Source organism: Enterococcus sp. AZ109 (assembly GCF_051714625.1).
Classification (GTDB): domain Bacteria; phylum Bacillota; class Bacilli; order Lactobacillales; family Enterococcaceae; genus Enterococcus_A.
In genome coordinates this window covers 2,028,347-2,051,030 of record NZ_JBIOSF010000001.1, presented here as the reverse complement: position 1 = coordinate 2,051,030, position 22,684 = coordinate 2,028,347, and the positions used below count along the sequence as shown (strand labels likewise).

Annotated in this window: 20 protein-coding genes; 3 read left to right on the top strand and 17 right to left on the bottom strand. The window is 43.4% G+C overall.

The annotated features are described in order from the left end of the window. Positions 1-172: 172 nt before the first annotated feature. From IGI42_RS09760 to IGI42_RS09725, 8 genes are all read right to left on the bottom strand, one after another. Positions 173-1,174: a thiamine pyrophosphate-dependent dehydrogenase E1 component subunit alpha gene (locus IGI42_RS09760; protein WP_207671603.1), complete on the bottom strand. Its 1,002-nt coding sequence runs from the start codon at positions 1,172-1,174 to the stop codon at positions 173-175. Between the two features lie 69 nt (positions 1,175-1,243). Continuing rightward, on the bottom strand, positions 1,244-2,191 hold the full coding sequence (locus IGI42_RS09755) for a sugar-binding transcriptional regulator (RefSeq protein ID WP_438715652.1): 948 nt from the start codon (positions 2,189-2,191) through the stop codon (positions 1,244-1,246). Between the two features lie 293 nt (positions 2,192-2,484). After that, positions 2,485-2,760: a hypothetical protein gene (locus tag IGI42_RS09750; RefSeq protein ID WP_438715651.1), complete on the bottom strand. Its 276-nt coding sequence runs from the start codon at positions 2,758-2,760 to the stop codon at positions 2,485-2,487. A 24-nt stretch (positions 2,761-2,784) separates the two neighbouring features. Then, positions 2,785-3,522: an SDR family NAD(P)-dependent oxidoreductase gene (locus IGI42_RS09745; RefSeq protein WP_438717032.1), complete on the bottom strand. Its 738-nt coding sequence runs from the start codon at positions 3,520-3,522 to the stop codon at positions 2,785-2,787. Between the two features lie 22 nt (positions 3,523-3,544). Further along, the gene (locus IGI42_RS09740) at positions 3,545-3,823 is read right to left on the bottom strand and encodes a PTS sugar transporter subunit IIB (protein WP_438715650.1); all 279 of its coding nucleotides are present in this window, start codon (positions 3,821-3,823) and stop codon (positions 3,545-3,547) included. After that, complete coding sequence (locus IGI42_RS09735; protein WP_438715649.1) at positions 3,816-5,216, bottom strand: PTS galactitol transporter subunit IIC; 1,401 nt, start codon at positions 5,214-5,216, stop codon at positions 3,816-3,818. The genes IGI42_RS09740 and IGI42_RS09735 overlap by 8 nt, the downstream gene beginning before the upstream one ends. Positions 5,217-5,261: 45 nt before the next feature. Then, complete coding sequence (locus IGI42_RS09730; RefSeq protein ID WP_438715648.1) at positions 5,262-5,726, bottom strand: PTS sugar transporter subunit IIA; 465 nt, start codon at positions 5,724-5,726, stop codon at positions 5,262-5,264. Next, entirely contained in the window at positions 5,707-7,884 is a 2,178-nt protein-coding gene (locus IGI42_RS09725) for a BglG family transcription antiterminator (RefSeq protein ID WP_438715647.1), read from the bottom strand. The genes IGI42_RS09730 and IGI42_RS09725 overlap by 20 nt, the downstream gene beginning before the upstream one ends. Positions 7,885-8,060: 176 nt before the next feature. On the opposite strand from IGI42_RS09725, the gene IGI42_RS09720 reads away from it, so the two are divergent. Beyond that, complete coding sequence (locus tag IGI42_RS09720; protein WP_438715646.1) at positions 8,061-9,089, top strand: zinc-binding dehydrogenase; 1,029 nt, start codon at positions 8,061-8,063, stop codon at positions 9,087-9,089. A gap of 72 nt (positions 9,090-9,161) precedes the next feature. Here IGI42_RS09720 and IGI42_RS09715 read toward each other — a convergent pair whose 3' ends face one another. The 4 genes from IGI42_RS09715 to IGI42_RS09700 all read right to left on the bottom strand — a co-directional run bounded on the left by IGI42_RS09715 (position 9,162) and on the right by IGI42_RS09700 (position 16,403). Next, complete coding sequence (locus IGI42_RS09715; protein ID WP_438717031.1) at positions 9,162-11,825, bottom strand: cation-translocating P-type ATPase; 2,664 nt, start codon at positions 11,823-11,825, stop codon at positions 9,162-9,164. An 849-nt stretch (positions 11,826-12,674) separates the two neighbouring features. Then, positions 12,675-14,396 (bottom strand): ABC transporter permease/substrate binding protein, encoded by a 1,722-nt coding sequence (locus IGI42_RS09710; protein ID WP_438715645.1) that lies wholly within the window; start codon positions 14,394-14,396, stop codon positions 12,675-12,677. Continuing rightward, positions 14,389-15,594 carry a quaternary amine ABC transporter ATP-binding protein gene (locus tag IGI42_RS09705; RefSeq protein ID WP_438715644.1) on the bottom strand — a complete coding sequence of 402 codons (1,206 nt, stop codon included), beginning with the start codon at positions 15,592-15,594 and terminating at the stop codon, positions 14,389-14,391. Before IGI42_RS09705 ends, IGI42_RS09710 begins: the two co-directional genes overlap by 8 nt. Before the next feature lie 155 nt (positions 15,595-15,749). Further along, the gene (locus IGI42_RS09700) at positions 15,750-16,403 is read right to left on the bottom strand and encodes a GntR family transcriptional regulator (RefSeq protein ID WP_438715643.1); all 654 of its coding nucleotides are present in this window, start codon (positions 16,401-16,403) and stop codon (positions 15,750-15,752) included. 201 nt (positions 16,404-16,604) lie between these two features. On the opposite strand from IGI42_RS09700, the gene IGI42_RS09695 reads away from it, so the two are divergent. Further along, positions 16,605-17,786 carry a NupC/NupG family nucleoside CNT transporter gene (locus IGI42_RS09695; protein ID WP_438715642.1) on the top strand — a complete coding sequence of 394 codons (1,182 nt, stop codon included), beginning with the start codon at positions 16,605-16,607 and terminating at the stop codon, positions 17,784-17,786. 28 nt (positions 17,787-17,814) lie between these two features. Here IGI42_RS09695 and IGI42_RS09690 read toward each other — a convergent pair whose 3' ends face one another. The 3 genes from IGI42_RS09690 to IGI42_RS09680 form a co-directional block, all read right to left on the bottom strand. Next, a complete protein-coding gene (locus tag IGI42_RS09690) occupies positions 17,815-19,188 on the bottom strand; it encodes an APC family permease (RefSeq protein ID WP_438715641.1) in 1,374 nt (457 codons plus the stop codon). Positions 19,189-19,341: 153 nt separating this feature from the next. Next, positions 19,342-19,647: a DUF5960 family protein gene (locus IGI42_RS09685; protein WP_438715640.1), complete on the bottom strand. Its 306-nt coding sequence runs from the start codon at positions 19,645-19,647 to the stop codon at positions 19,342-19,344. Between the two features lie 71 nt (positions 19,648-19,718). Further along, positions 19,719-20,126, bottom strand: a complete 408-nt coding sequence (locus IGI42_RS09680) for a hypothetical protein (RefSeq protein WP_438715639.1) — start codon at positions 20,124-20,126, stop codon at positions 19,719-19,721. A 195-nt stretch (positions 20,127-20,321) separates the two neighbouring features. On the opposite strand from IGI42_RS09680, the gene IGI42_RS09675 reads away from it, so the two are divergent. Further along, positions 20,322-21,248, top strand: a complete 927-nt coding sequence (locus IGI42_RS09675; RefSeq protein ID WP_438715638.1) for an alpha/beta hydrolase — start codon at positions 20,322-20,324, stop codon at positions 21,246-21,248. 51 nt (positions 21,249-21,299) lie between these two features. Here the strand turns inward: IGI42_RS09675 and IGI42_RS09670 are convergent, their stop codons facing one another. Continuing rightward, positions 21,300-22,262, bottom strand: coding sequence for a sugar-binding transcriptional regulator (locus IGI42_RS09670; RefSeq protein WP_438715637.1), 963 nt, complete (start codon positions 22,260-22,262; stop codon positions 21,300-21,302). Between the two features lie 61 nt (positions 22,263-22,323). Next, positions 22,324-22,677: a PTS glucitol/sorbitol transporter subunit IIA gene (locus IGI42_RS09665; protein ID WP_438715636.1), complete on the bottom strand. Its 354-nt coding sequence runs from the start codon at positions 22,675-22,677 to the stop codon at positions 22,324-22,326. Positions 22,678-22,684 lie beyond the last annotated feature (7 nt).

Genomic DNA, 22,684 nt, shown 5'->3' with positions numbered 1-22,684 from the left:
CTCTGAAAATCTAACGCTATATTGTTGGCAGCTAACTCCATACAAAGGGGATAAATTTTACAAATTTATCTTTATCGTCGTACGCATAACATCCAACTAAACGGTTCTAGCAAAGATTGTTCTAACTATTTAACTTCTCTTCGATCAATTCAGACTGCGAAAAGTTGGACTGTCAGTCCGAATATACATCCTCAAACATGCTTTCGATTTCTGGCATTGGGCTTTCTTCGGCGAATTTCACTGCGTCTTCAATCGCTTGTTTAGACTCAACGCGAATCGCTTCAGCTTCTTCTTCCGTGAACAATCCAGCAGCGACAAATTTTTCTTTCGCCAGCTTGATTGGATCACGGTTTTTACGCCAGTCTTCTTCTTCTTCCTTGGTGCGGTATTTCTTGGCATCGGATTTTGAATGGCCTTTCCAACGGTAAGTCATGGCTTCGATTAAGGTTGGTCCTTCACCGCGGCGGGCTTTTTCCACTGCATCGTAAGTCGTGTTGATGACTTCGATCAAATCGTTCCCATCAATGGTAACGCCTTCAATACCGTATGCCTTCGCCCGATCAGAAAGCTTATCGACTCTCATCATGGTTTTGAATGGACCACTCATGCCGTATTGGTTGTTTTCAATGAAGTAAACCACCGGCAAATCCCAGATAGCTGCTAAGTTGACTGCTTCATGGAAGCTTCCTTCATTGGTAGAACCATCTCCAGCGTAAGCTAAAGCAACATTGTCCAAACCTTTCATTTTCGCTGTTAGTGCTGCTCCTGTTGCAATCGGGAACCCGCCGCCGACAATTCCGTTGGCGCCTAAATTTCCTGTATCTAAATCGGCGATATGCATTGAACCGCCTTTACCATTGTTTGTCCCAGTTGTACGACCGAAAAGTTCTGCCATCATTTCATTAATGTTGCACCCTTTAGCAATGGTTTGACCATGGCCTCGGTGAGTAGCGGTAATCCAGTCGGTTTTTCTTAACACGGCCCCGCTTCCAGCTGATGAGGATTCCTGTCCTACTGCTAAGTGAGTAGTTCCATGGATTAATCCTTTGGCAAACAGCTGATCCACCTTTTCATCGAAGTAACGAATTTCCCACATCGTTCTAAATACTTTTTTGAGATCTTCGTCGGTCAATCCTGCACGATTTGGTACGGACATTTTAGTTGTCTCTGACATAATTTACGCTCCTTTTCTTAATTCATATCTATCACCAATTCTGCTGCATTCAGCAAAATCAAAGTGGTCCTAATCTAGTAATGCTTTGGCTGTTTCTTCATCGGTAATTAACACGTTAATTAATCCGGCTTTTAATGCGGCGCGAATGCCGCCCACCTTTTCCTTGCCGCCGGAAACACCGATACGGGTAGGAATATTTTTTAGATCAGCTAAGTCAATCGCTAACACCCGTTCGTTCCAAGTGCAATCAGCTAATTTGCCCTCTTGATCAATAAAGTTGTAGCAAATATCGCCAGCAATTTTCCGGTCAGATAGTTCAACTTTCATTTGATCTGAATCAGCTAACAAATAGGTTTTCGTCATAGTGGAGTAAGCAGGCACCCCTCCGACTCCGACTAGTGCTACATCTGCTTGCTTGCCTTCATCAAATACTCGCTTAATAAAGGACTGTTCCATAAATACCTGCTTAGCTGCTGCTGAATCAACTGTAATCGGTGCATGTAATTCTACTGCGATGCTGTCACTTTTTTTAGCAAACAATTCGCAAACGACATTGGCTTGTAATGCCATGTGTTCTTGACCAAGCCCTCCCACTAAAGGAATGAACTTCACGTTTTCCAACTGATTCTTTGGTGAGAAATTCATAGCTGCCTCGTGGACCACCGTCCCAGCAGAGACCCCCACCTTCTGACCTGGTTGTAAAATTCTGGCCAAGTACTTCGCAGCTGCAGTGCCGATTCGCTTGCCTAACATCTCAACTCCCGTGGGAGCGATGCAGATCACTTCCTGCAAACCATACTGTTCAACAATTTTCTCTTCCAGCAAGCGATAAGGATGGGCTAAATCATCATGAATAATGATTTCCACCAGACCTAATTTGCGAGCCTTCGACAAATACTTGGATACTAACGAACGGCTAATGTTAAATTTCTTGGCAACCTCTGATTGTTTGGCACCTTCTTCGTAATACATTGAAGCGATCTCAATTAATAACCTGCGATCATCTGAATAACTCATTTCTTACCCTCCAACAGACTGCTCACACTTTGTGAACATCCGCCAACTTGCTTCTCCCTACCATATGTTCTAACACGTGACATATGTTACACTCTTATATTAGGTCGATTTGAAGCTGATGTCAACGCAATCTGAGCCCTTAAGCTCATATTTATAATATGTTCTATTTTGCAAATGGCATCTGGCAAATGTTACATTTGTGAAAAGCAGTGAAGCCACTGACTCCAGCCAGCTGCGCTGTGTTAAAAAACAGGCCGCCTTTGGATCAATGGCTTCATTTCTGAATGGAAAGGTTATTGAAGAGCTTCGATCAATTTATCGCAGCAGGCCTCCATACCAAATTTTGTAATGAAGGGTGTCCCATCGATTTTCGGAACATCCGAGGTGAATTTTGGCTGACCGATGACCACGACGGCCGAAACATTCGGATCAAGAGTCTCAACATCATAGATGCTTTTTCCTGTGACCGTTGCTTCTACGCCTTTTTGGGTTAAATAATCCTGAATATAATTCACGGCAAAGTTGCGTTTATTATCTGACGTACCGGCTGCTACTAAAACATTCTTCATCTTTTTTCGCTTCTTTCTTCTATATTAATAGGTTCTGCCACCATCAGCTAAGATGATCTGTCCATGGATATAGGCGCTTTCCGGGCTGGCTAAAAACAGCGCTAGGTTGGCAATATCTTCTGGTTGACCGATGCGAGAGATGGGGATCTTTTTCAACAATTCACTGCGGCTGGCTTCATCTGGATACAAATGATCCAAAATTTCCGTCTGAATCACCCGCGGTGCAATCGCATTGACATTTACACCTTTTGGACCCAATTCTTTCGAAATAGTCCGCATCAAACCGTGCTGACCAGCTTTCGAGGAAGCATAGTGAGCACCGCCGCCGGTTCCGGTAATGGCTGATCCGGAGGTAACAAAAATAATCTTGCCTTGGTTTTCGGTGAAATCATCGTAAAAGGCTTTGACGGTATAAAAGGAGCCGTCCAAGTTGATGTGCAGCACCCGCTGCCATTCTTCGATACTGATTTCTTCCATTGAATGACGATAGCTGATACCGGCATTCACCACCAGCACGTCTACCCGACCAAAGGCGGCAAAAACTTCCTTTCGCACCTGCTGCAAATCCTCTGGCTTAGAAACATCCGCCTTCACGAAGATCGCCTTGGCATACTGTTCACTTAACTCCGCCGCCGTTTGTTCTCCGGCTGCCTGATCAAAATCGACAATCACCGCATGAGCACCGGCTTTCGCAAATTTCTCGGCAATTGCTCGACCGATTCCTTTGGCTGAACCGGTCACAACTGCTACTTTTCCCTGCATAATTTCCAAATCATCCACGTCCTTATTGCAAAATTTCTACAATTTTTTGTACGTCGGCTTCGATTCCCACGCCGGTTAAGAAGGATAAGGCACGAATCACCGGAATTTGGTCGCTTTCATAAGAAGTCGTAGTAACTACCAAATCAGCACCGCCGATTTTTGATGGTAGTTCTGCCACTTTGCATTGCTCCACCGTTGCTGGAATATTGTTTTTTTCCAGCTCTTCCTTAACTCTCATACAAACTACCGTTGAAGTTGCTACCCCAGTACCACATGCGATTAATACGTGTTTTTTATTCATTTGTCTTTACCCCTTTATCTGTTGAATTTTCTGGTTCAATGTCAAATTGTTTTTTAATATCATTGCGCGTCCAGAACCACAGCGCCCCATACATCACTAGGGCGATAACCCCGGCTGCAAAGGCTGGTACATTGGACGGATCAATCAGCTTCAGCATAATCCACAAAGTAATATGACAACTCAAGTCAATTCCGGAAATCATGGTAGCACCTTCTGGGAAGGCAAAGCCTACCGCATGAGCCATCGTTGTAGTCAACGCCCCTAAGTTGGTACCGATAAAGAAGACGATACAAACCGACAGAATCGCATTCAGCAAACCACGGAAAATATTTCCTTTTGAAGCGGCCACAGACCATATGACGGTAAATGGCAATACTGCTAAATCGGCAAACGGCAGCATCCGGTTATACGGCAAAATAGCTGCTAATAAAATAGTGATTGGTACCATGATCAACGCAACAGTGATGATCGCTGGGTGAGCTGTTACTACAGCTGCATCCAACCCGATGTACACTTCTTTTCCTGGGAAACGTTTTTGAATGAAGGTCTTCGCTGCTTCCGCAATTGGTGACAAACCTTCCATTAATAGGGCAACCATTCTTGGCATCAAAATCATAACCGCTGACATTTGAATCCCTAATTGAATAATGGCTTGTGAATCATAGCCAGCCAAGAAGCCCATGCCCACACCTAAGATCAAGCCGATCATCATCGGTTCACCGAAAATCCCTAATTTATCCTTCAGGTTATCCGCATTGATGTCAATTTTGTTGATGCCTGGAATTTTGTCCCAAATGCGATTCAGGGCATAGGTGATCGGCGCAAAATTGACCGTTTCCCCATGGGGCAGTGAAATTCCTGGAAGACCGTAAAAGTGCTCTACCGCCGGTGCTGTCCAGTCGGCGAGCTTGAAAATGACAAAGGTGTTGATCAATGAACAAACAATCGCAATGATAATTGAATCAGTTGCGTAATAAATCATCGCCCCTGGAAAAATCAAATGCCAATAATTCCAAATATCCACGTCCATTGTTTTGGTCTGATTAAAGCGCAGCAGCACCATGTTAAAAATGAAAATTACCGGAATCAGCAGCACCGCAATCGGTGTCGCAAAGGTAATCGCTGCCCCAATCGGCCAACCAACGTCCAAAATATCCAGGTTCAAGCCTAACCGCTCAATCATCGCCGTTGACGCCTGCCCCACTGAATCCGACAGCAAACCGATAACCAAATTCAGCCCAGTAAACCCAATCCCAACGGTTAAACCTGCCCGGAAGGAACGACTGACTTTTTGTCCCAACACAATCCCGAAGACGGTCAAAATAATCGGCAGCATCGCCGCTGCTCCTAAGTCCAAAATGTAATTAACCCCAGCTTTGATAATATCTAGCATTCCATTCAGCTCCTTAAAATAGTCTGATTTTCTCAGCGTATACCCTTAATTAATCGTTGCTAACAACTCTTCCACTTCTTCCATTTGCTGGCCTGATTTCAATAAATGCAAGTTCTTCTCGTCCTGACATAGGCCAATCAGCCGCTGCAGCATCACCAATTGTTTTTGCGGCTCTTTAATCGCCAGCATAAACACCAATTCCACATCCACATATTCTTCGTTGCTAGCCATAATTTCGAAGGTCACTGGATGCTCCAGCACCCCCACCAAAAAGCCTTCCTTTTCCACGTGATCCGAATCCGTATGAGGGATCGCCACGCTGATGCCGGCTGTCGGCAAGCCAGTTGGGAAATTTTTCTCCCGCTCGATGACCGCCGTCTGATAACTTTCTTTGACATATCCATGCTCCAGCAGCACTCCACTCATTTTCTTCAGCAGCTCTTCTTTGTCGGTTTCATCAAAGGCGTAATACAAAAACTTCTGCGTCTTATCACATAATATTCTCTTCATAAGAAAACCCCATCACCTTGTCTTCCATTTTTTTTAGTTCAATCATGATTTCCTCCGGTGTCTGACACCGATCCATCCGCTGTAAAAAATCCTCCGTTGCCAGTATTTCAGTAAAATAGTACAAACAAGTGCCGATGGATTTTCCTTCTGGCAAACTAAAGGCAATCACGTATTTTACCGGGTCATTGAGTTGATGATTAAAACAAATCGGTTCCTTCAAACGCAGGAAGCTGGCCCCAATCCGCCGCGCCCCTTGAGAAGCCTCCGCATGAGGAATTGCTACCCCCGGCGAAATAACGATATAGGGATCATTGCCTTCAATAATCTGAATCATCCCTTCAATATACTCAGCTGTAATGTATTGATCATTCAACAAAATCTGACCTGATTGGCGAACTGCATCCTGCCAATTCTCTGCTAGCCGATCCAATACGATATGATTCAAGCGTAAAATCGACGACAAACGCACAACCTCTTGTGTATCCAGCGACATTTGCTCATTCAAGCGATAGAATTTTTCCAAATCTCGCAGGAAATCCTGCTGATTCGCTTCATCCACGTACTTTTCTATTACTGGTAAGAAGCTTTGAATAAGTTTTTCTTCTTTAGAAATCAAATAGTTTTGATCGATAAATTGTTGCGGCTTGATCTGATAGATGGCTTTTTGAATCGTCACAATATCATCTTCAGTTAAAATTGGATGCACCAACACTACCGGTGATTTGCTAAATTGCAAAGGGACCGTCGAAACAATCAAATCCTGATTTTCTGGTTGAATTTTCTGTAGCGTATGTGAAGAATCTACTGAAACAATTTCCAAATGAGGAAAGGCTGACATCAACTTTACTTTAATAAGTTGAGCGGTACCGCTTCCAGAATTACATACAAGTCGAATTCGAATTGGTCCTTGAAAAGTAGAGTTAATCGTATTTTCCAGAATCGCCATCACATACATCACGATGAAAGACAACTCGTCGTCGGTCACTTCTTTACCTAAAAAGTCTTCAATCTTGTACAAATGCTTCTTAACTAAAGGAAAAATATCAGTGTAGGAGTGATACACTTCATCATACAAAGCATTTTTGACACTGCTATTTAATTTAATGCGATAAATCAGTAATTTGAGGTGATTCTCCAGTAGATCAAACAAATCGCTATTCAAGTAATACTTAATTCCAAGTTCCTTAGTCAAATTAAAAATAAATTCATTGATCAAAATCTGAATCTCAATTGAGTCAATTTTACGACTATTGTTTTTGATGTAGCTCTTGCTACGGAGGATCGAGACTAAATAATCCGTTTCCCCATCGTTAATGGTCAGATGATAATGTTGACTAAGCTTTTTGATAATTGCTTTAGCAAAATTATACTTAGAACTTTCCCTTAATCGGTGTAAACTGTCAGCATCTTCAATTCGAAATCCTAATTGCAATCGCTCTAGCATAATTAGTAGATAACAAACCACTTCCTGATACGAAAAGTCAGATAATTCCACTTTCTCTAGTTTTTCAACTTCCAGCAACAACTGCCCGACTTCTCGGTAACGAGTTTGTTTATCGATAATGTCTAGGAGCAGGTTTTGAAAAATATTGTTCTCACTGCTGAAAGCATAATCATAATCTGTGTCAAACAAACCATTAAAAATTATCAATTTGGTCATGGCTGTCCGAATCTTCTGCTCATTACCTTTTACCTTGTAACCTTTACCCACTGCTGAATAAAGCACCAGGTCATTACGTTCAAACCACAGCTTTAATTCTTCAATATCGCTCACCAACGTATTGCGGCTGACCAGAACATATTCAGACAAATAATAAGTTGTCACGAAGTCTTTATTCGTCACTAACAACAAAGCAAGAATTGTTCGCCGTTCATCCTGAGATAGATGATAGTCCTGAAATGAGCCATAGGTTTTTAATAGTTTGTTTAAATCAACCTCCTTAGAAACTCGTAGGTGTCCTGCTTCGTCAAAAATGATTTTCGCGTCGTTGTCTTTTTCCAATTGAAAATTGATTTCCTTAATATCATTGCGTATCGTTTGCTCGGAAACTTTGAATAAACTAGCGTAACTATGCAGCGTTTGCTTTTTCCCATGCAAAATATCCAATAAGATTTTATTGATCCTTCGATTCACATCGATCACCTCTACACTTCTCATTATATTTTCCTCAATTTATTTCACAAGACCAATCCGTTTTACTACGCTATCAAAAAATTTGTACTAGAACAATGATTGATAAAAAAAACAGAACGTGATAGGCTGATATAAATCAATGATTCTTCCTTATAAAAAAACATCGATCCCTCTACAATAAACTAAGGATGATGTGATTTATGAAAGCATTGAGAAAAGTTAAAGCTGGTTATGGAAATATGGAAATCGTTGATATGAAAGAACTTTCTCCTTTAGAAGGAGAGCTGAAGGTCCGAGTGATCGCTACGGGCATTTGCGGATCGGATATCCACGCATTGAAGGGAGAATATAACAAACAGATCCCTTTAACTCTAGGACACGAATTTGTCGGTGAAGTTGTGGAGGTAGGCGAGAATGTAACAGCATTCACACAGGGAGAACGCTTAGTCAGCGAAACGACCTTTGAAGTTTGTGAAAAATGTGAGTACTGTTCACAAGAAGAATACAATCTTTGCAGCCACAGAAAAGGAATTGGCACTCAAGTCGATGGCAGTTTTGCCGAATATGTAATCGTTAAAGCTGCCCGCTGTCACCTGCTGCCGGATGAAATTGATGACAAGGTGGCAGCCATGATGGAACCCTTGGCTTGCTGCATTCATGCTGTGATGGAGAAGACCACGGTGACTCCCGGCGAAAAAATTGCTGTCTTCGGTCCTGGACCGATTGGTATGCTGCTGGCGGCGGTATTGGTTTCTTTAGAGGCCGAAGTCTTCATGATCGGGATTACGAAAGATGCAAAACGCCTAAGCTTAGCCAAACAAGTCGGCGTTCAGCACATTGTTGACAGTCAAAAAAAGGATTTAGGCCAAGTGATTTTGGATCATACTGACGGATTAGGCGTCGATCAAGTCTTCGAATGCTCCGGCAGCCCAATCGCCGTCCATCAAGCGATGGAAATTTTGAAGAAAAAAGGCCGTCTAATTCAAGAAGGCCTGTTTGCCAAAGACATGAATGAAATCAATATGAGTCTTCTGATTCATAAAGAGCTCGAATACATCGGCTCCCGTACGCAAAAACCAACTTCCTGGAAGCTGGCATTGGAATGGCTGGTAGAAAGGCAAGTCGATCTCACACCGATTGTTACGAAAACTCTACCGCTGGATCAGTGGGAAGAAGCTTTTCAGTTGGCGATGAACGGAGAAGAATTGAAAGTGTTGATGGTACCTTAATAAACACAAAAAACCAGCTAGCAAAAAGTTGCAATCAACTTCTGCCAGCTGGTTCTTATTTTTTCTATACTATTATGCTTTCGTATCCGCCATTTCTTCGGCTGAATGTCCTTGAACCTTCAGCAAAATCAGCTTAGTAATCTCCATCAAGATCACCGCTGCAAGTGCCAGCACTAAGCTAGTACCGACATGACTAAAGTTAAAACTTGCTGGTATAGCAAAAATTTCTCGAATGCCCGGAATCAAGGTAACCATGTATAAACCACCACAAACGAGAATTGCCAACCAAACCATTTTATTAGCAAAAAATCCCGCTTGCCAAGATGTTTGAGTATTGGAACGAGCTGGCAAGGTTTGCAAGGTCCGGCTCATAATCAAGGTGGAGAAGGCCATCGCAATCCCCAGCTCAGGAGCTTCCTGCATGCCTAACCACTGAGCAAAGATTACGGCTGCCGCAATCAAAATTCCTCGATACGTCACTGAACTCAGGGTCTTCCCAGTAAAAATCCCCTCATCAGGATCGCGGGGTGCCCGCTGCATAATCGTCGGCTCCGGTTTTTCCAAGCCTAATGCAATTGCCGGCAGCGAGTCATTCACTAAGTTGATAAACAACAGTTGCAGTGCCGTAAAAGGATTGCTCCAGTCCATTACTAAGGCAAAGATGATCGCAATGATCGCTCCCAAATTTCCGGCAAACAGATATGCAATAGCCTTTTTAATGTTGTCATAGACATTTCGACCAACCTTCACGGCACTAATGATCGAAGCAAAGTTGTCATCCGTTAGCACCATCGCCGCTGCATCTTTGGCAACGTCCGTCCCAGTTCCCATGGCAATCCCAATGTCCGCCTGCTTCAAGGCGGGTGCATCATTGACGCCATCACCAGTCATAGCAGAAATTTTGCCTTTGTTCTGCCATGCTCGGATAATACGAATCTTATTTTCCGGAGAAACGCGGGCGTAAACGGTGACTTGTTCCAAGCGTTCCATCAATTCTTCTTCACTTAATTGATCCAGCTCAGTTCCCGTTAAAGCCAAATCGCCATCAGCCGAAATACCAATCTCTTTAGCAATTGCAACGGCTGTCGTCTTGTGGTCACCAGTGATCATCACAGTCTTCATACCAGCATCTCTCGCATCACTGACCGCTTTAAAGACTTCCTTACGGGGTGGATCAATCATCGCCATCAGACCGACAAAGATTAGCTCTTCCTCATCTTCAAAGTCTAAATCTCGATCAGCCAGCGGTTTATAAGCAAAAGCCAAAACTCGTAAAGCTCGTTCAGAGAAGGCTTCATTTTGCTGCTGAATTCGCTGCTTTTGTTCTTCTGTCATTGGAACAACTTCACCATTTAACAACACATGGCTGCTACGGTTAATAACAATATCTGGTCCACCTTTGGTCAAAAGTAACTTCGCGCCATCGATCTCATGTTGAGTGGACATCAATTTCCGATCCGAATCAAAGGGCAATTCGTTAATACGGGGATATTTTTTCCGAACTTCATCATAAGGCTGCTCCTGCTTATTACTAAAATCGATCATGGCAACTTCTGTTGGGTCGCCTAGTTTCGCGCCATCTTCAGCAATCGCTGCATCATTAGCCAACACACCAATTTCTATTAAGCGGCGTTCATCTTTTGACCAAGTTTCCGGTGTTTTCGAAAATTCGCCCGTTTGTCCATTTGGTAAAAAGTAATCCACTACTGTCATCCGATTTTGCGTCAACGTCCCAGTTTTATCGGTACAAATGACACTAGTTGAACCTAAAGTTTCTACAGCCGGCAGCTTGCGGATAATCGCATGCTCCTTGGCCATCTTCTTCGTACCCAATGACAAGACAATCGTCACAATCGACTGCAAAGCTTCCGGAATAGCTGCCACAGCTACCGCAATCGCGAACATAAAGGCATTCACTAAGTCTGCCGTCATATCGCCAGAGCCGCCGCCCATGAAAATACGCACTACTTGTACACCTAGAATGACTAATGACAAACCTAAAATCGCTAGACTAAGCTTTTTACTAAAACGATCCAATCCCCGTTGCAATGGCGTCTTTTGCTCAACTGTCGTCTCCAGCAAACCCGCAACTTCACCTATCGCCGTATTATTTCCGGTAGCTGTTACGGCAAACTTCCCACGACCATAAGTGACAATTGTACCACTGTAAACCATATTCAAACGATCACCGATCGGAACCGTTGCTTCAATCATTTGAACTTCTTTTTCTGCCGGCGTCGATTCCCCCGTCAGCATCCCTTCGTCCACCTTCAAGGAACCCTCTTCCAGCAAACGGCCATCCGCCGGAACATAGTCGCCGGCTTCTAGCAAAACCACATCTCCTACGACTAAGTCCTTTGCCAAAATCGATTGTTCCTTGCCTTCGCGAATCACATTGGCATCCGGTGCCGATAAATTTTTCAAGGCAGCCAAGGAGCCTTCTGCCTTTTTCGTTTGGACAACACTGACTACTGAGTTCAGCAGTAGCACCGCAAAAATTACGATGGACTCTACATACGCTCCCATCACTAGTTGAACTGTCGCAACAATTAATAGGACAATCACCATGGCATCTTTGAACGTTTCAAAAAACAGCTGAAGACTAGATTTCCGTGGTGCTTCCTTCAGTTGATTTGGGCCTTGTTCTTCTAAGCGTGTTTGCGCCTCTTGCCTTGTCAGCCCTTCTTCTGATGTACGAGTCTCAACTAGAACTTCGGACAATTTTTTTTGATACATTTCTTGTGTCAATCGCGATTCTCCCTTAATTTTTTTCAGTAATTTTCCTAGCAGAAAGGCTTCGCAAACTCGTTCAGCTTTGGAGCATTAAGACTAAAATTTGGATAAACTGCTTCTCAAGTTTCTCCAAATTTTCGCTTAATGCCGACAAAGCTAGTTTGGGAAGCCGGACAACGCTGACATCGCTGTAACTAGGCTAATTAATGATCAAAGCTGACCCGTTTCATTACCTATAAAAAAAGGAGACCTAAGACAAGCGAACTTGTCTTAGGTCTCACCGTTTCAAATAATACCAGAAAGTCTTACGACTAACTTATTGTTGGCATTATTACAACATTGTTGTCGGTTACTCCCCTAAGGAATAATCTTACTGTTTAATTATCATAGCCTATGCTTATCCATATCACCATTTTTATGCCTAGAAATAAAGAAAGTTCTAAGAGTACGAATTAAATTCCTCCCTATCTATTCCTGCAAATCGCACTAAGTTAAAAGTCGATAATATTTATAGATAAAACTAATTTATACCAATAATAAGAAACTGGAGTGGTTGATAGTTTACGAACACGCCCTATTTAGTAAACGGTTGCAAAATTATGTAAACTTAGTAGGTTGAAGAAATTTTTTTCTAGCATTTTCAATTTCTGTTGTTGTCTTTTTAAGTATCAAACCGCTAGAAAAATATTTCCATGGTTCTCCAACTATTTCATACCCACAAAAAAAACAAGAACAACTTCCTTAAAGTGGTTGATATCCTAGGAGGTTGTTCTTGTTTTTTATTCAAGAGAATCATAATTTTCTATTATTGTTCAACTTTACTATTTCTGGCTATATATCTATTTATTTCACTTACTTTTTCCATTCTGCTACTTGCTCAGGATGAGCTTCGATCCAATCCTTCGCTGCATCAGCTGGGTCTTGTCCTTCATTGACCGCCAGCATGACACTTTCCATGTCATCTTTGGTCCAATGGAAGTTGTCCAAAACCTCGTTCACTTCTGGCATATCTTTATCTAGATCCTTGCGAGTAATCGTATGAATTGACTCGGCCTGACCCATAGCATTTTTTGGATCTTCTAAATATTTCAAACCATATTTAGCAAACATCCAATGAGGAGACCAGCCAGTAATCACGATAGGTTGTTTGTTCTTCACTGCTTGCCCAAGAGCTACAGTCATAGCACCCGAAGATGAGGTTGATACATTCCAATCTGCCAAATTGGGGTACTCGCTAAGTGTATTTTCAGCAGCGTTAACCACGCCAGCTCCAGGTTCAATTCCGGTAATCGTTTTATTGGCTTGATCACTTAAATCCTCGATGGAGTTAACATCCATATAGTCAGGTACAACTAGACCGACTTTAGCTCCTTCAAGATTAACGCCCAAGTCATTCACTTGATCCTTATACTGAGCATACTGAGCTTTATGAGTATTAGGTAGCCAAGCAGCTACCATTGCATCTGTTTCTCCATTCGCTACTGACTCCCACATAATTGCATTGTCTAATGGTGTTAAAGTTACCTGATAACCCATTTCTTTCAAGACTTCACCCACGACATTAGTCGAAGCAACTTCTGTATCCCATTCTACATAAGATAAGTTAACTGTTCCTTTGCCTGTTTCTTTAGTTCCGCCAAAAGCAACAGAACCTATTATTACAACTACGGCAGCAGCCGCAACTAAGATTCCTGCTTTTTTCTTACTGCTAGAAGTCTGTTGAGCCTTCTGCTGCTTAGGTTTATTAACATATTGAGTAAAGCGGTCTACGATGATGGCTAAGATTACTAAAGCCAGTCCGTTTACAAAACCGTTGCCTACTTGTGCACGTTGTAAGGCTGACAATACCCCACGTCCAAGACCAGGTGCACCAATCATTGAAGCAGTAACTACCATTGATAAAGCCAACATCATCGTTTGGTTAATACCAGCTAAGATAGTGCTTTTGGCTAATGGCAATTCTAGTTTGAATAATTTTTGGCTGCCGGTCCCCCCGAAAGAATCAGAAGCTTCTACCAGTTCTTTAGGAATTTGACGAATTCCCAAATTAGTAAACCGGACAGTTGGAGGCAATGCGAAAATAACTGATGCAAATACTCCTGGTACCATCCCGATACCAAAGAAGGCTACAGCTGGAATTAAGTAAACAAATCCCGGCATCGTCTGCATAAAGTCCAAAATCGGTGTGATGATGGCTTTGGCTGTTTCGTTTTTAGCCATCAAAATTCCCAAAGGAACACCAACAACGATGGAAATCAAACTGGACAGGATCACTAAGGTTACTGTACTCATTAAGTCATTCCACAGTCCTTGGTTATAGATAAACAGCAGACCAATCAAGGTAAAAGCAGTCAGCCCCAATTTCTTGTTGGAAATGATAAAGGCTACTCCTGTTAAAAGAACTATTAATAATAAAGCAGGAATACTGGTTAAAATTCCAGTCATCCCATCCATAACGAACTGTCCGCCCTGCTGAAGGGCTGAGAACAACCCGTTAAAGGTTTGGGTCAGCCAGCTAGTAAAGCTTTCCACCCAATCTGCGACTGGTAAGCTTTGTTGTAAGAAATTAGTCATTTGCGGTCACTCCTTCTGATTCTTCTGGGGTATCGGCCAGCGCTTCTAGCACGCTACCGCGAATAACTACCCCTTCTAATCGATTGTTTTCTACTACCGCTAATGGTGTAGGTGAATCAAAGATTAGCTTGAAAATGTCCGTAACCAACATGTCTTTAGGAATCGTCCGAACATTTTTATCGATCACATCTTTTAAAGACAAATTATTTTGGCGTGCTTCCAAGGCTTTTTCGGCAGTTAAGCTACCTTTTAGCATCCGTTTTCGGTCCACTGCCAGTAGCATACTGACTTCTTCTTTACGCATTCGGTTCAAAGCGACATTTGGTCCGTCAATTTCAATATTGGTAGTAAAGGCTGGGACCATGATGTTCGCAGCAGTTAAAACTTTGGAACGATCGACATCCTCGACAAAGTCACGTACGTATTGATTTGCTGGATTAGTTAAAATCTCTTCACCAGTACCAATCTGCATAATTTGCCCATCTTTCATCAATGCAATTCGGTCGCCAATCCGTAATGCCTCATTTAAATCATGGGTAATAAAAATAATAGTCTTTTGAACGTTAGCTTGCAGCTCTAATAGTTCATCTTGCATCTCTCGGCGAATCAATGGATCCAAAGCAGAGAAGGCTTCATCCATTAATAATATTTCAGGATTGTTTGCTAAAGCCCGTGCCAATCCAACCCGTTGCTGCATACCACCAGATAATTGGTCCGGATATTGATCCTTAAAGGAAAGCAGACCGGAATTATCCAAAGCTTGTTCAGCGAGTTTTTGACGTTCTTCCTTAGGCACACCTCTTACTTCCAAGCCATACTCCGTATTCTCTAGAATAGTTCGATGAGGAAAGAGTCCAAAATTTTGGAACACCATGTTAATTTTGTGGCGACGAACTTCCCGCAATTCGTCTTTGTTCATTTTGGCAATATCCTGTCCATCAATTGAAATGACTCCTGAGGTTGGATCGATTAAGCGATTCAATAAGCGAATCATGGTTGATTTCCCACTACCGGAGAGTCCCATCACCACAAATATTTCACCTTCGTTCACCTCAAAGCTAGCATCATAAACTCCGACAGTGGCACCGGTTTTTTCAAATATTTCATTTTTACTTTTATTTTCTTTAATCATAGCCAGCGCTTGTTGCTTACGCTTGCCGAATATTTTCGTTAAGTGTTCTACTTTTACTTTACTCAAATTAACTCCTCCTTCAAACAAAGTGACCATATCATACTAACACTATGTGGTCACTTTGTCAAAACTCAATTGTAAGTTTTCAGAAAATCGTCAGCAAACAATAAAAAAAGCCCGTTAACCGCAGATTATCTGGGATTAACGGGAAAATTTCTTAATTATTCTTTTACTTCTGCCGGTTGACCAGGATAAAACAGGTGCTGCATTCGTTGAAAGCCTAGCTCGGTACTGACAAAAAACAGCGTGCTACCCACCGATAGTTTGGCGTAAGGCCCTGGTGACAGCAGCAACTCCTCACCATTCTGGATTGCAATCACTGTGGCGCCAGTCTCGTGCCAGATGTTTAAATCGATCACCGTAGCATCCAAATGATGCGCTTCTTCGGTGAGTTTTAATTCATAGGGAACAAAGGGAGCAAAATTATGCACTCGCTTGGTTTGCGAGATCAGCTGATCCAACAAACTGGAAAAATTTTCCAGCTCTTGTTTTTGCTGCTCCACACTTTCCATAATGTCGTGTTTGATTTCTTGAATGGATTGGACATCCTGGTATTTCTCTAAATAGCCCTGGGCCTTTTCCCGCGACAACACATAGGCGCCGCTGCCATGGCGGACTTCCATAATTCCCAGATCCACCAGCACATTGATGGCTTTGCGGGCCGTCTCCGGCGACACATTGAAATTACTGGCCAAGGTAGAGCGTGCGTGAATCTTCTGTCCGACGACGTAACGCTGATCAGCAATCCGTTCAGCGATCTCCACTGCAACCTGCTGGTAGCGGGGCAATGACACCCGTTTTTTCTCTTTATCCATGGTAACCCTTCTTTACGTGGTTTGTTCAAAGCATATCATAGTTTACCCTATGGATAGATTCTTGCGCAAGGGGAACCTTAATTTGTTAGTGTTTTCTCGCTAACATCCTGCTAAAAATCCCGGTCTGACAAGTGATTTTCCTCGCAATTTTCTTAAAAAAGTCGTAACCTATCTCAGATCAATTTTTTAGGAGGAGATTATTTGTCATTTGTGATGGGAATTATTGGACTGGTTTTAGTCTTAGGATTAAGCCTGCTGATCAGCAGTAATCGTCAAGGAATTGCCCTGCGACCGCTGATTGTAATGCTGGTACTGCAATTTTTATTGGGTTTTATTTTACTGCGCACCACCTTTGGAACTACTTTAGTGGGGGGATTGGCGGATGTTTTTGCCGCGCTGCTGACCTTTGCGCAATCCGGTGTGACCTTTGTTTTCGGCGGCATTGCCAATCAGGGAGCGGCGCCGTTTTTCTTAACAGTATTAATGCCAATCGTGTTTATTTCTGCCATTATCGGGATTTTGCGCTATATTAAAGTCCTGCCTTTTTTCATGAAATGGGTGGGTTTAGGTTTAAGCAAAATTAACGGCTTAGGCAAGCTGGAATCCTACAACGGCATTGCTTCAGCGATTCTTGGTCAATCAGAGGTCTTTATCTCGGTGAAAAAGGAACTGCCTTTTTTATCGGAAAAACGCCTGACCACCATGAGTATTTCCGCCATGTCGACGGTTTCTATGTCCATCGTAGGCTCTTATATGGCTTTACTGGAGCCTCGTTATGTAATTACCGCATTAGTAATGAATCTATTCGGCGGCTTTATCATCGCTTCAATTGTGAATCCGTATCAGCTGGAGGAGCAGGAAGATGAGCTGATCATTGAAGAAGATGGCAAACAAACTTTCTTTCAAATGCTGGGAGAATACATTTTGGACGGCTTCCAGGTAGCGATTACTGTGGCGGCTATGCTGATTGGGTTTGTGGCCTTAATTGCCATGATTAACTTCATCTTCAGCAAGATCACCGGCCTGACCTTCCAGGAAATCTTAGGCTATGTCTTTGCACCGTTAGCCTTCATCACCGGAATTCCTTGGAACGAAGCAGTGGACGCCGGCAGTTTGATGGCGACTAAGCTGGTAACCAACGAATTTGTCGCCATGACTGAATTAGCCAACGGCTCCTGGGCTTTCAGCGGCCGCACCACCGCAATTGTTTCGGTGTTCTTAGTATCCTTCGCTAACTTTTCTTCTATTGGCATTATTTCCGGGGCTATGAAGGGATTGAATGAGGAAAAAGGCAATTTGGTGGCTAAAAACGGACTGAAAATTTTACTAAGCGCTACTTTGGTGAGCTTTTTGAGTACCATTGTAACCGGCTTGATTTATTAAGACAGACTGAAAGCTTAAGGCTTGGACCTTAAGCTTTTTTGTTCCACCAATACAGCAGCGCCGGCATCACCACAAAGCCCATCACCATCGCTCCTACTGCCAAGAGATTCAGCTGACGCTGGCCATTTTCGACACGGGTGAATTGATCAATCCAATCGAATTTGATTAACAGGAAGATCGTAATAACTAAGCCCACCAGCGGTACCAGTACATCTGTCAGCCAATTATGCTGGACCTCTTGCAGCACTGGCTGTTTTTCTCTTCCATAATAAAAGCGTACCACCGCCAAGGGCACTACAATAAATTGCAGGAAACGGGATATGGAGCTGACTACCATAATTTCCGTCATTTGATAATTAAAGGCCAGCGGAATCAGCACTGCCAGCAACACCGTAATACTATAATTCAGCACCGACACCCCGTAGCGATTTTTCCGAGCCAAGACCTGAGGCAGCTGATGCTCCGCTACGATGGCATCCAAAATCCGCGGTACGTTAAAAGACAAGGCGATATTGATCCCAATCATGGAAATCAAGGCGCCGTAAACAATGATGTGATGCACCAGCGGATTACTGAAGGCATCCGCCAACGCCACCGGCGAGTGACTCAGCAGCACCCCTTCCGGATTCACCAGCATAATCACCGTCACTAAACTAACGTAAATGGCGATGATGATCAAAAAGGCTACCGGCAGCGCCCGCGGCAAATTCCGGGCCGGCTCTTCCATTTCCTCAGAAGCGGTGGCGACATTTTCAAAACCAGCCAAGGCATAAAAGGTCGTCACTACTCCACTGACAAAAAGGGTGCTAGTCATAGGCGGCACCAGCCGTGACCCGTCCGGTGCCGTTAATTGATTGATTTCCGCAAAATGATTGATCCCGGTTTGCTGGAAGACCCAAATTCCAGCGACAATCGCGGTAACCAGTGCCAGCAGCTTGCCAATGGTGGAAAAATTGTTCACCCATTTAATCACCCCAGTGCCCCACAGATTCACGCCAAACAACGCCGCCATAAACAGGAAAAAGCCCAGCGTCAAACGGCCGTAGGTGGCCCCATCAGCCCCCATAAACAAAACAAGAATCAAACGTACTACGGCAGTGGCCTGCACACCCCAGGCCACTGCCATGGCGAAATAGCGGGTAATCCCGATGTAATAACCGATCGTATCACCATATCCCGCCTCCGCGTAGGCATAAGAAGCGCCGTTGCGACTCACATATTTCGCCGCTGAAGCAAAGGTCATGGCCAAGATCCCCGCAAAAATCGCCGCCACGATATATACCAAGGGCGTATAGGTTCCCGCTATTTCCAACACACTGCCTGGGGAAAGAAAAATCCCTGACCCTACAATTGAATTAATCGTCAATAAGACAATCGACCAAAAGCCGAATTTTCGCTTCATAATAACCACCTCACTTCTAGCCTAGTAGAAACTGAAGCGTTTGTCTTTTCAGGCGACTTAAAAAAGCCAAAAAACACCCAAACCAGCTAACGCAGACCTTTGTATGTTCCACAGGCTCTGCCAAGCATGGCTTAGGTGTTTTACTAATGATTGTTACGGCTGTTCGTCTTCCTGCAAATCTACTTCGTAAGGTTCTCCTTCGTAGAAATACAAGGTATCTACCACGGCTTCCGGGTCCCGAGTGACCAATTGCTTGCTGAAGGGGAAGGTTGACTCCTTGCCGCTTTTGGTTTTGCTGGCAGCAAGGGTGTAGGTCAGCTTACCGTCGTCGTCCGCTGGCCTGCTCAATTGCGCCATCACATCATCTATCACCGTTTGTTTGTCAAAATCCTCGTCTTTGACTGCCTCTTTATAATCCTTGAAAAAATTTTCTTGTCCATCAAAATATTCCAACACCATCTTGGTTCCTTCCTTTCACGACCTCTTTCTTCTATTGTAAAAGAAATTCCAAAAAACTGTTAATAAAAGGATTAAGACAAATCTAGTAGTCCTTCTTCCGTTTGGTACAACGGCCAGCTGCCGGTCATTTCTAAGCGAATCAGCTTCAACTCGCCCTCTGCCTCCATTTTCCGCAGCTCCCCAATCATCGCCTGCAAAAGCTGTTGCTGCTGAGACAGGTGCTCATTGCTGGGCAACAGCGCATCCTGATCCAAGGCCTGCAAATAGCCTCGGTGATTGGTCCGCAGTTTTTTCAAGATCGCCTTCAAATCCCGTTCGTCATTGCGAGCCAGCTTCGGCTTGTTATCCATGGTGTAAGCCAATCGCTTTTTATCCAGTAAAAAGGTGGCAAAGATCAAGGGTACCGGCGAGACCGGTTTGTTAGGTTCCACTATGTTCCATTCATTTTCTAATAAGTCAATTGCTAGTGTTAGTTTCATATGTATGCTCTCCCTTTGACCTAATTGTAGCACGTTTGACGCTAATCACCGGGGAGCAACGATGACTAATTAGTTATTTTTAATTATTTTGAACTCCCTCTTGTCTCAAGGGGCAATCTTCTCTATACTTGCAATCGGACAACATTTCAGTCTATATATACTATGTAAGCTAAACCATCAAGAAGGAGCATTTTTGTGAAAAAGAGCATGAAAATTTTAATTGGCATGGTCGTAGTTATCATTATCGCGTTAGGCTTTGCCGGCAATTATTTCTATAATTACGCCTTAGTTCCCGCCGAAAAGGACTTTTTAAGCGGCAGCAGCAGTGAAAAATCCCCTGAATTAGTTCAGGCTGAGGCTTGGTTTACTGATGACAATAACCGAACCACCTGGCAAATGGAGTCTGTGGACGGGTTGAACTTATCCGCCATCTACCTGCCGGCTGACAAGGACCAAAAGAAAACCGCCATTATTGCCCACGGCTACATGGGCAAAGCCGAAGATATGGCTCAGTATGCCGAGCTTTACCACAGCTTAGGCTACAACGTGCTGTTGCCGGATGCCCGCGGCCATGATGCCAGCGAAGGCGACTACATCGGCTTTGGCTGGGATGAGCGCAAGGATTATCAGCAGTGGATTCAAGAAGTTTTGACTAAAACCAATCCCGATGAAGCCATCGTTTTACACGGGGTCAGCATGGGGGCAGCCACCGTCATGATGACCAGCGGCGAAAAATTGCCAGACAATGTTAAAGCCATCGTAGAAGACTGCGGCTACACTTCAGCCAAAGACGAACTGACCTATCAGCTAAAGCAAATGTTTAATTTGCCGCCGTTTCCGCTGATTCCCGTAACCAGCCTAGTGACCAAAATCCGCGCCGGCTACTTCTTCGGAGAAGCCGATGCGGTCAAACAGCTTCACAACAACACCACACCGATGCTGTTTATCCACGGGGACAAGGACGATTTCGTGCCCTTTTACATGCTGGATGAAGTCTATGCGGCTACCGATGCACCTAAGGAAAAATACGTTGTCCCTGGTGCCGGACATGCGGAAGCCTTCTCTAAAGATCCTGCGAAATACAAGGAAATCGTAGCCAACTTTTTAGCGGTTCATCTTTAATTCGTTCCACAACAAAAAATCGGAAGCGGGCTGCTTCCGATTTTTCGTCGTTTAGAGAGGATTTTCTTTTCTCTCAATCAAATACTCCGCCAGCACATCCGTCACCGCTACACAGTTAAACACTTGGGATTGCATAGCTGCGTACAGGACTTCCTTTTTAACATCCTCGTAGCAAATCGTGGCCACCTTAGGAATCTGGCGAATACTTTCCAAGCTGACCCCAATAACATTTTTATTGATACTGCAGTCAACCTCCTGGCCATCTACATCAAAGAATTTCGAATTAATATCTCCTACCACCTCAGCTTCAGCCAGCTGCTGGATGTCGGCTTCACTAATATAGCCGATTTCCGTCATGGTATTGCTGGAAGAAAAAGGAGAAGCCAGCCCCACCACCGCCATGTCCACATTGCGCCCGGCATCCAGTACATCCTTAATGGCTGCGTTGTTGATCAAATTTTCGCGAATCGTCGGATTATCCACCAAGGCCGGCGCATACAAAAATTTACATTTAGCTCGTAGTTTCCTAGCCAAATCATACGCAAGTTGATTGGAGTGAATATCCACATAATCTGACCCCATTCCGCCAATTAGTGGAATAATCGTCGCCTCAGGATGGTTTTCATACGGGTATTCATCAACAAATCGACGTAAAATTTTTCCCCATGACAATCCGATTCTTTTCGCCTTGGCAATATCCTTTTTATACGCAGTAATCGCCGTCTGAATGATAATTTTTTCGATTTCATTTTCTCGCAATGTGCTAGTGTCTAAAACAACAGCCTTCGTCAAATCGAACAATTTTTCCAATTTAAGCTCTAATTCAACAGAGTAAGCGCTTTCGCTTTTGATGTAAATATCTACAATCCCTTGATTTTTAGCATCAATCAGATACTTCGATACCAGAGAACGGGAAATACCTAATCGTTTAGCAATATCTGATTGCTTCATATTCTCCTTATGATACATCGTTGCCACTTTTACTAAGTCTCGGTTGTTTTGTCCTTTGTCCATCCTGATCCGCCCCTAACTACAAAAAAATCCTCCCTTAGAGTGTAAGGGAGGTCGTCGTTAATTACAATAGTTCAATTGTATCGCCAACTTCAAATTTTGGAAATCCGCCAGGGCTTGCGATAATTGCTCCTGGAAGTACTTCTTCAGCTTCATTTCGGAAGTAGATAGAAATATGTCCTAATTCTTCAAAATTTGCGTTCGCATGAGAGCCAACTTCATCAATCGTAAATACTTGATCTCCGAATTTTATTTTCCCACCAACTTTTAACGCATCTTTTGGTGTATCTTCAAATTCATGAATCACACAGATATCTCTTAGTTCAGCAGTTGCTGTTGGGCCAAAGAGAATAATTAGTTGCTCCTCTTCAAAAGCTGGTACCATGCTACCGATTTCTACAATTTTTGTTTTTACCATTTAGTCA

Bases quoted from the DNA above. Each gene is read 5' to 3' on its own strand.
- IGI42_RS09690 (WP_438715641.1), bottom strand. From the start codon at position 19,188: ATGAAGCGAAAATTCGGCTTTTGGTCGATTGTCTTATTGACGATTAAT.
- IGI42_RS09760 (WP_207671603.1), bottom strand. From the start codon at position 1,174: ATGTCAGAGACAACTAAAATGTCCGTACCAAATCGTGCAGGATTGACC.
- IGI42_RS09710 (WP_438715645.1), bottom strand. From the start codon at position 14,396: ATGACTAATTTCTTACAACAAAGCTTACCAGTCGCAGATTGGGTGGAA.
- IGI42_RS09720 (WP_438715646.1), top strand. From the start codon at position 8,061: ATGAAAGCATTGAGAAAAGTTAAAGCTGGTTATGGAAATATGGAAATC.
- IGI42_RS09755 (WP_438715652.1), bottom strand. From the start codon at position 2,191: ATGAGTTATTCAGATGATCGCAGGTTATTAATTGAGATCGCTTCAATG.
- IGI42_RS09730 (WP_438715648.1), bottom strand. From the start codon at position 5,726: ATGAAGAGAATATTATGTGATAAGACGCAGAAGTTTTTGTATTACGCC.
- IGI42_RS09680 (WP_438715639.1), bottom strand. From the start codon at position 20,126: ATGAAACTAACACTAGCAATTGACTTATTAGAAAATGAATGGAACATA.
- IGI42_RS09750 (WP_438715651.1), bottom strand. From the start codon at position 2,760: ATGAAGAATGTTTTAGTAGCAGCCGGTACGTCAGATAATAAACGCAAC.
- IGI42_RS09670 (WP_438715637.1), bottom strand. From the start codon at position 22,262: ATGGACAAAGGACAAAACAACCGAGACTTAGTAAAAGTGGCAACGATG.
- IGI42_RS09715 (WP_438717031.1), bottom strand. From the start codon at position 11,825: ATGTATCAAAAAAAATTGTCCGAAGTTCTAGTTGAGACTCGTACATCA.
- IGI42_RS09740 (WP_438715650.1), bottom strand. From the start codon at position 3,823: ATGAATAAAAAACACGTATTAATCGCATGTGGTACTGGGGTAGCAACT.
- IGI42_RS09745 (WP_438717032.1), bottom strand. From the start codon at position 3,522: ATGCAGGGAAAAGTAGCAGTTGTGACCGGTTCAGCCAAAGGAATCGGT.
- IGI42_RS09735 (WP_438715649.1), bottom strand. From the start codon at position 5,216: ATGCTAGATATTATCAAAGCTGGGGTTAATTACATTTTGGACTTAGGA.
- IGI42_RS09665 (WP_438715636.1), bottom strand. From the start codon at position 22,677: ATGGTAAAAACAAAAATTGTAGAAATCGGTAGCATGGTACCAGCTTTT.
- IGI42_RS09685 (WP_438715640.1), bottom strand. From the start codon at position 19,647: ATGGTGTTGGAATATTTTGATGGACAAGAAAATTTTTTCAAGGATTAT.
- IGI42_RS09725 (WP_438715647.1), bottom strand. From the start codon at position 7,884: ATGAGAAGTGTAGAGGTGATCGATGTGAATCGAAGGATCAATAAAATC.
- IGI42_RS09700 (WP_438715643.1), bottom strand. From the start codon at position 16,403: ATGGATAAAGAGAAAAAACGGGTGTCATTGCCCCGCTACCAGCAGGTT.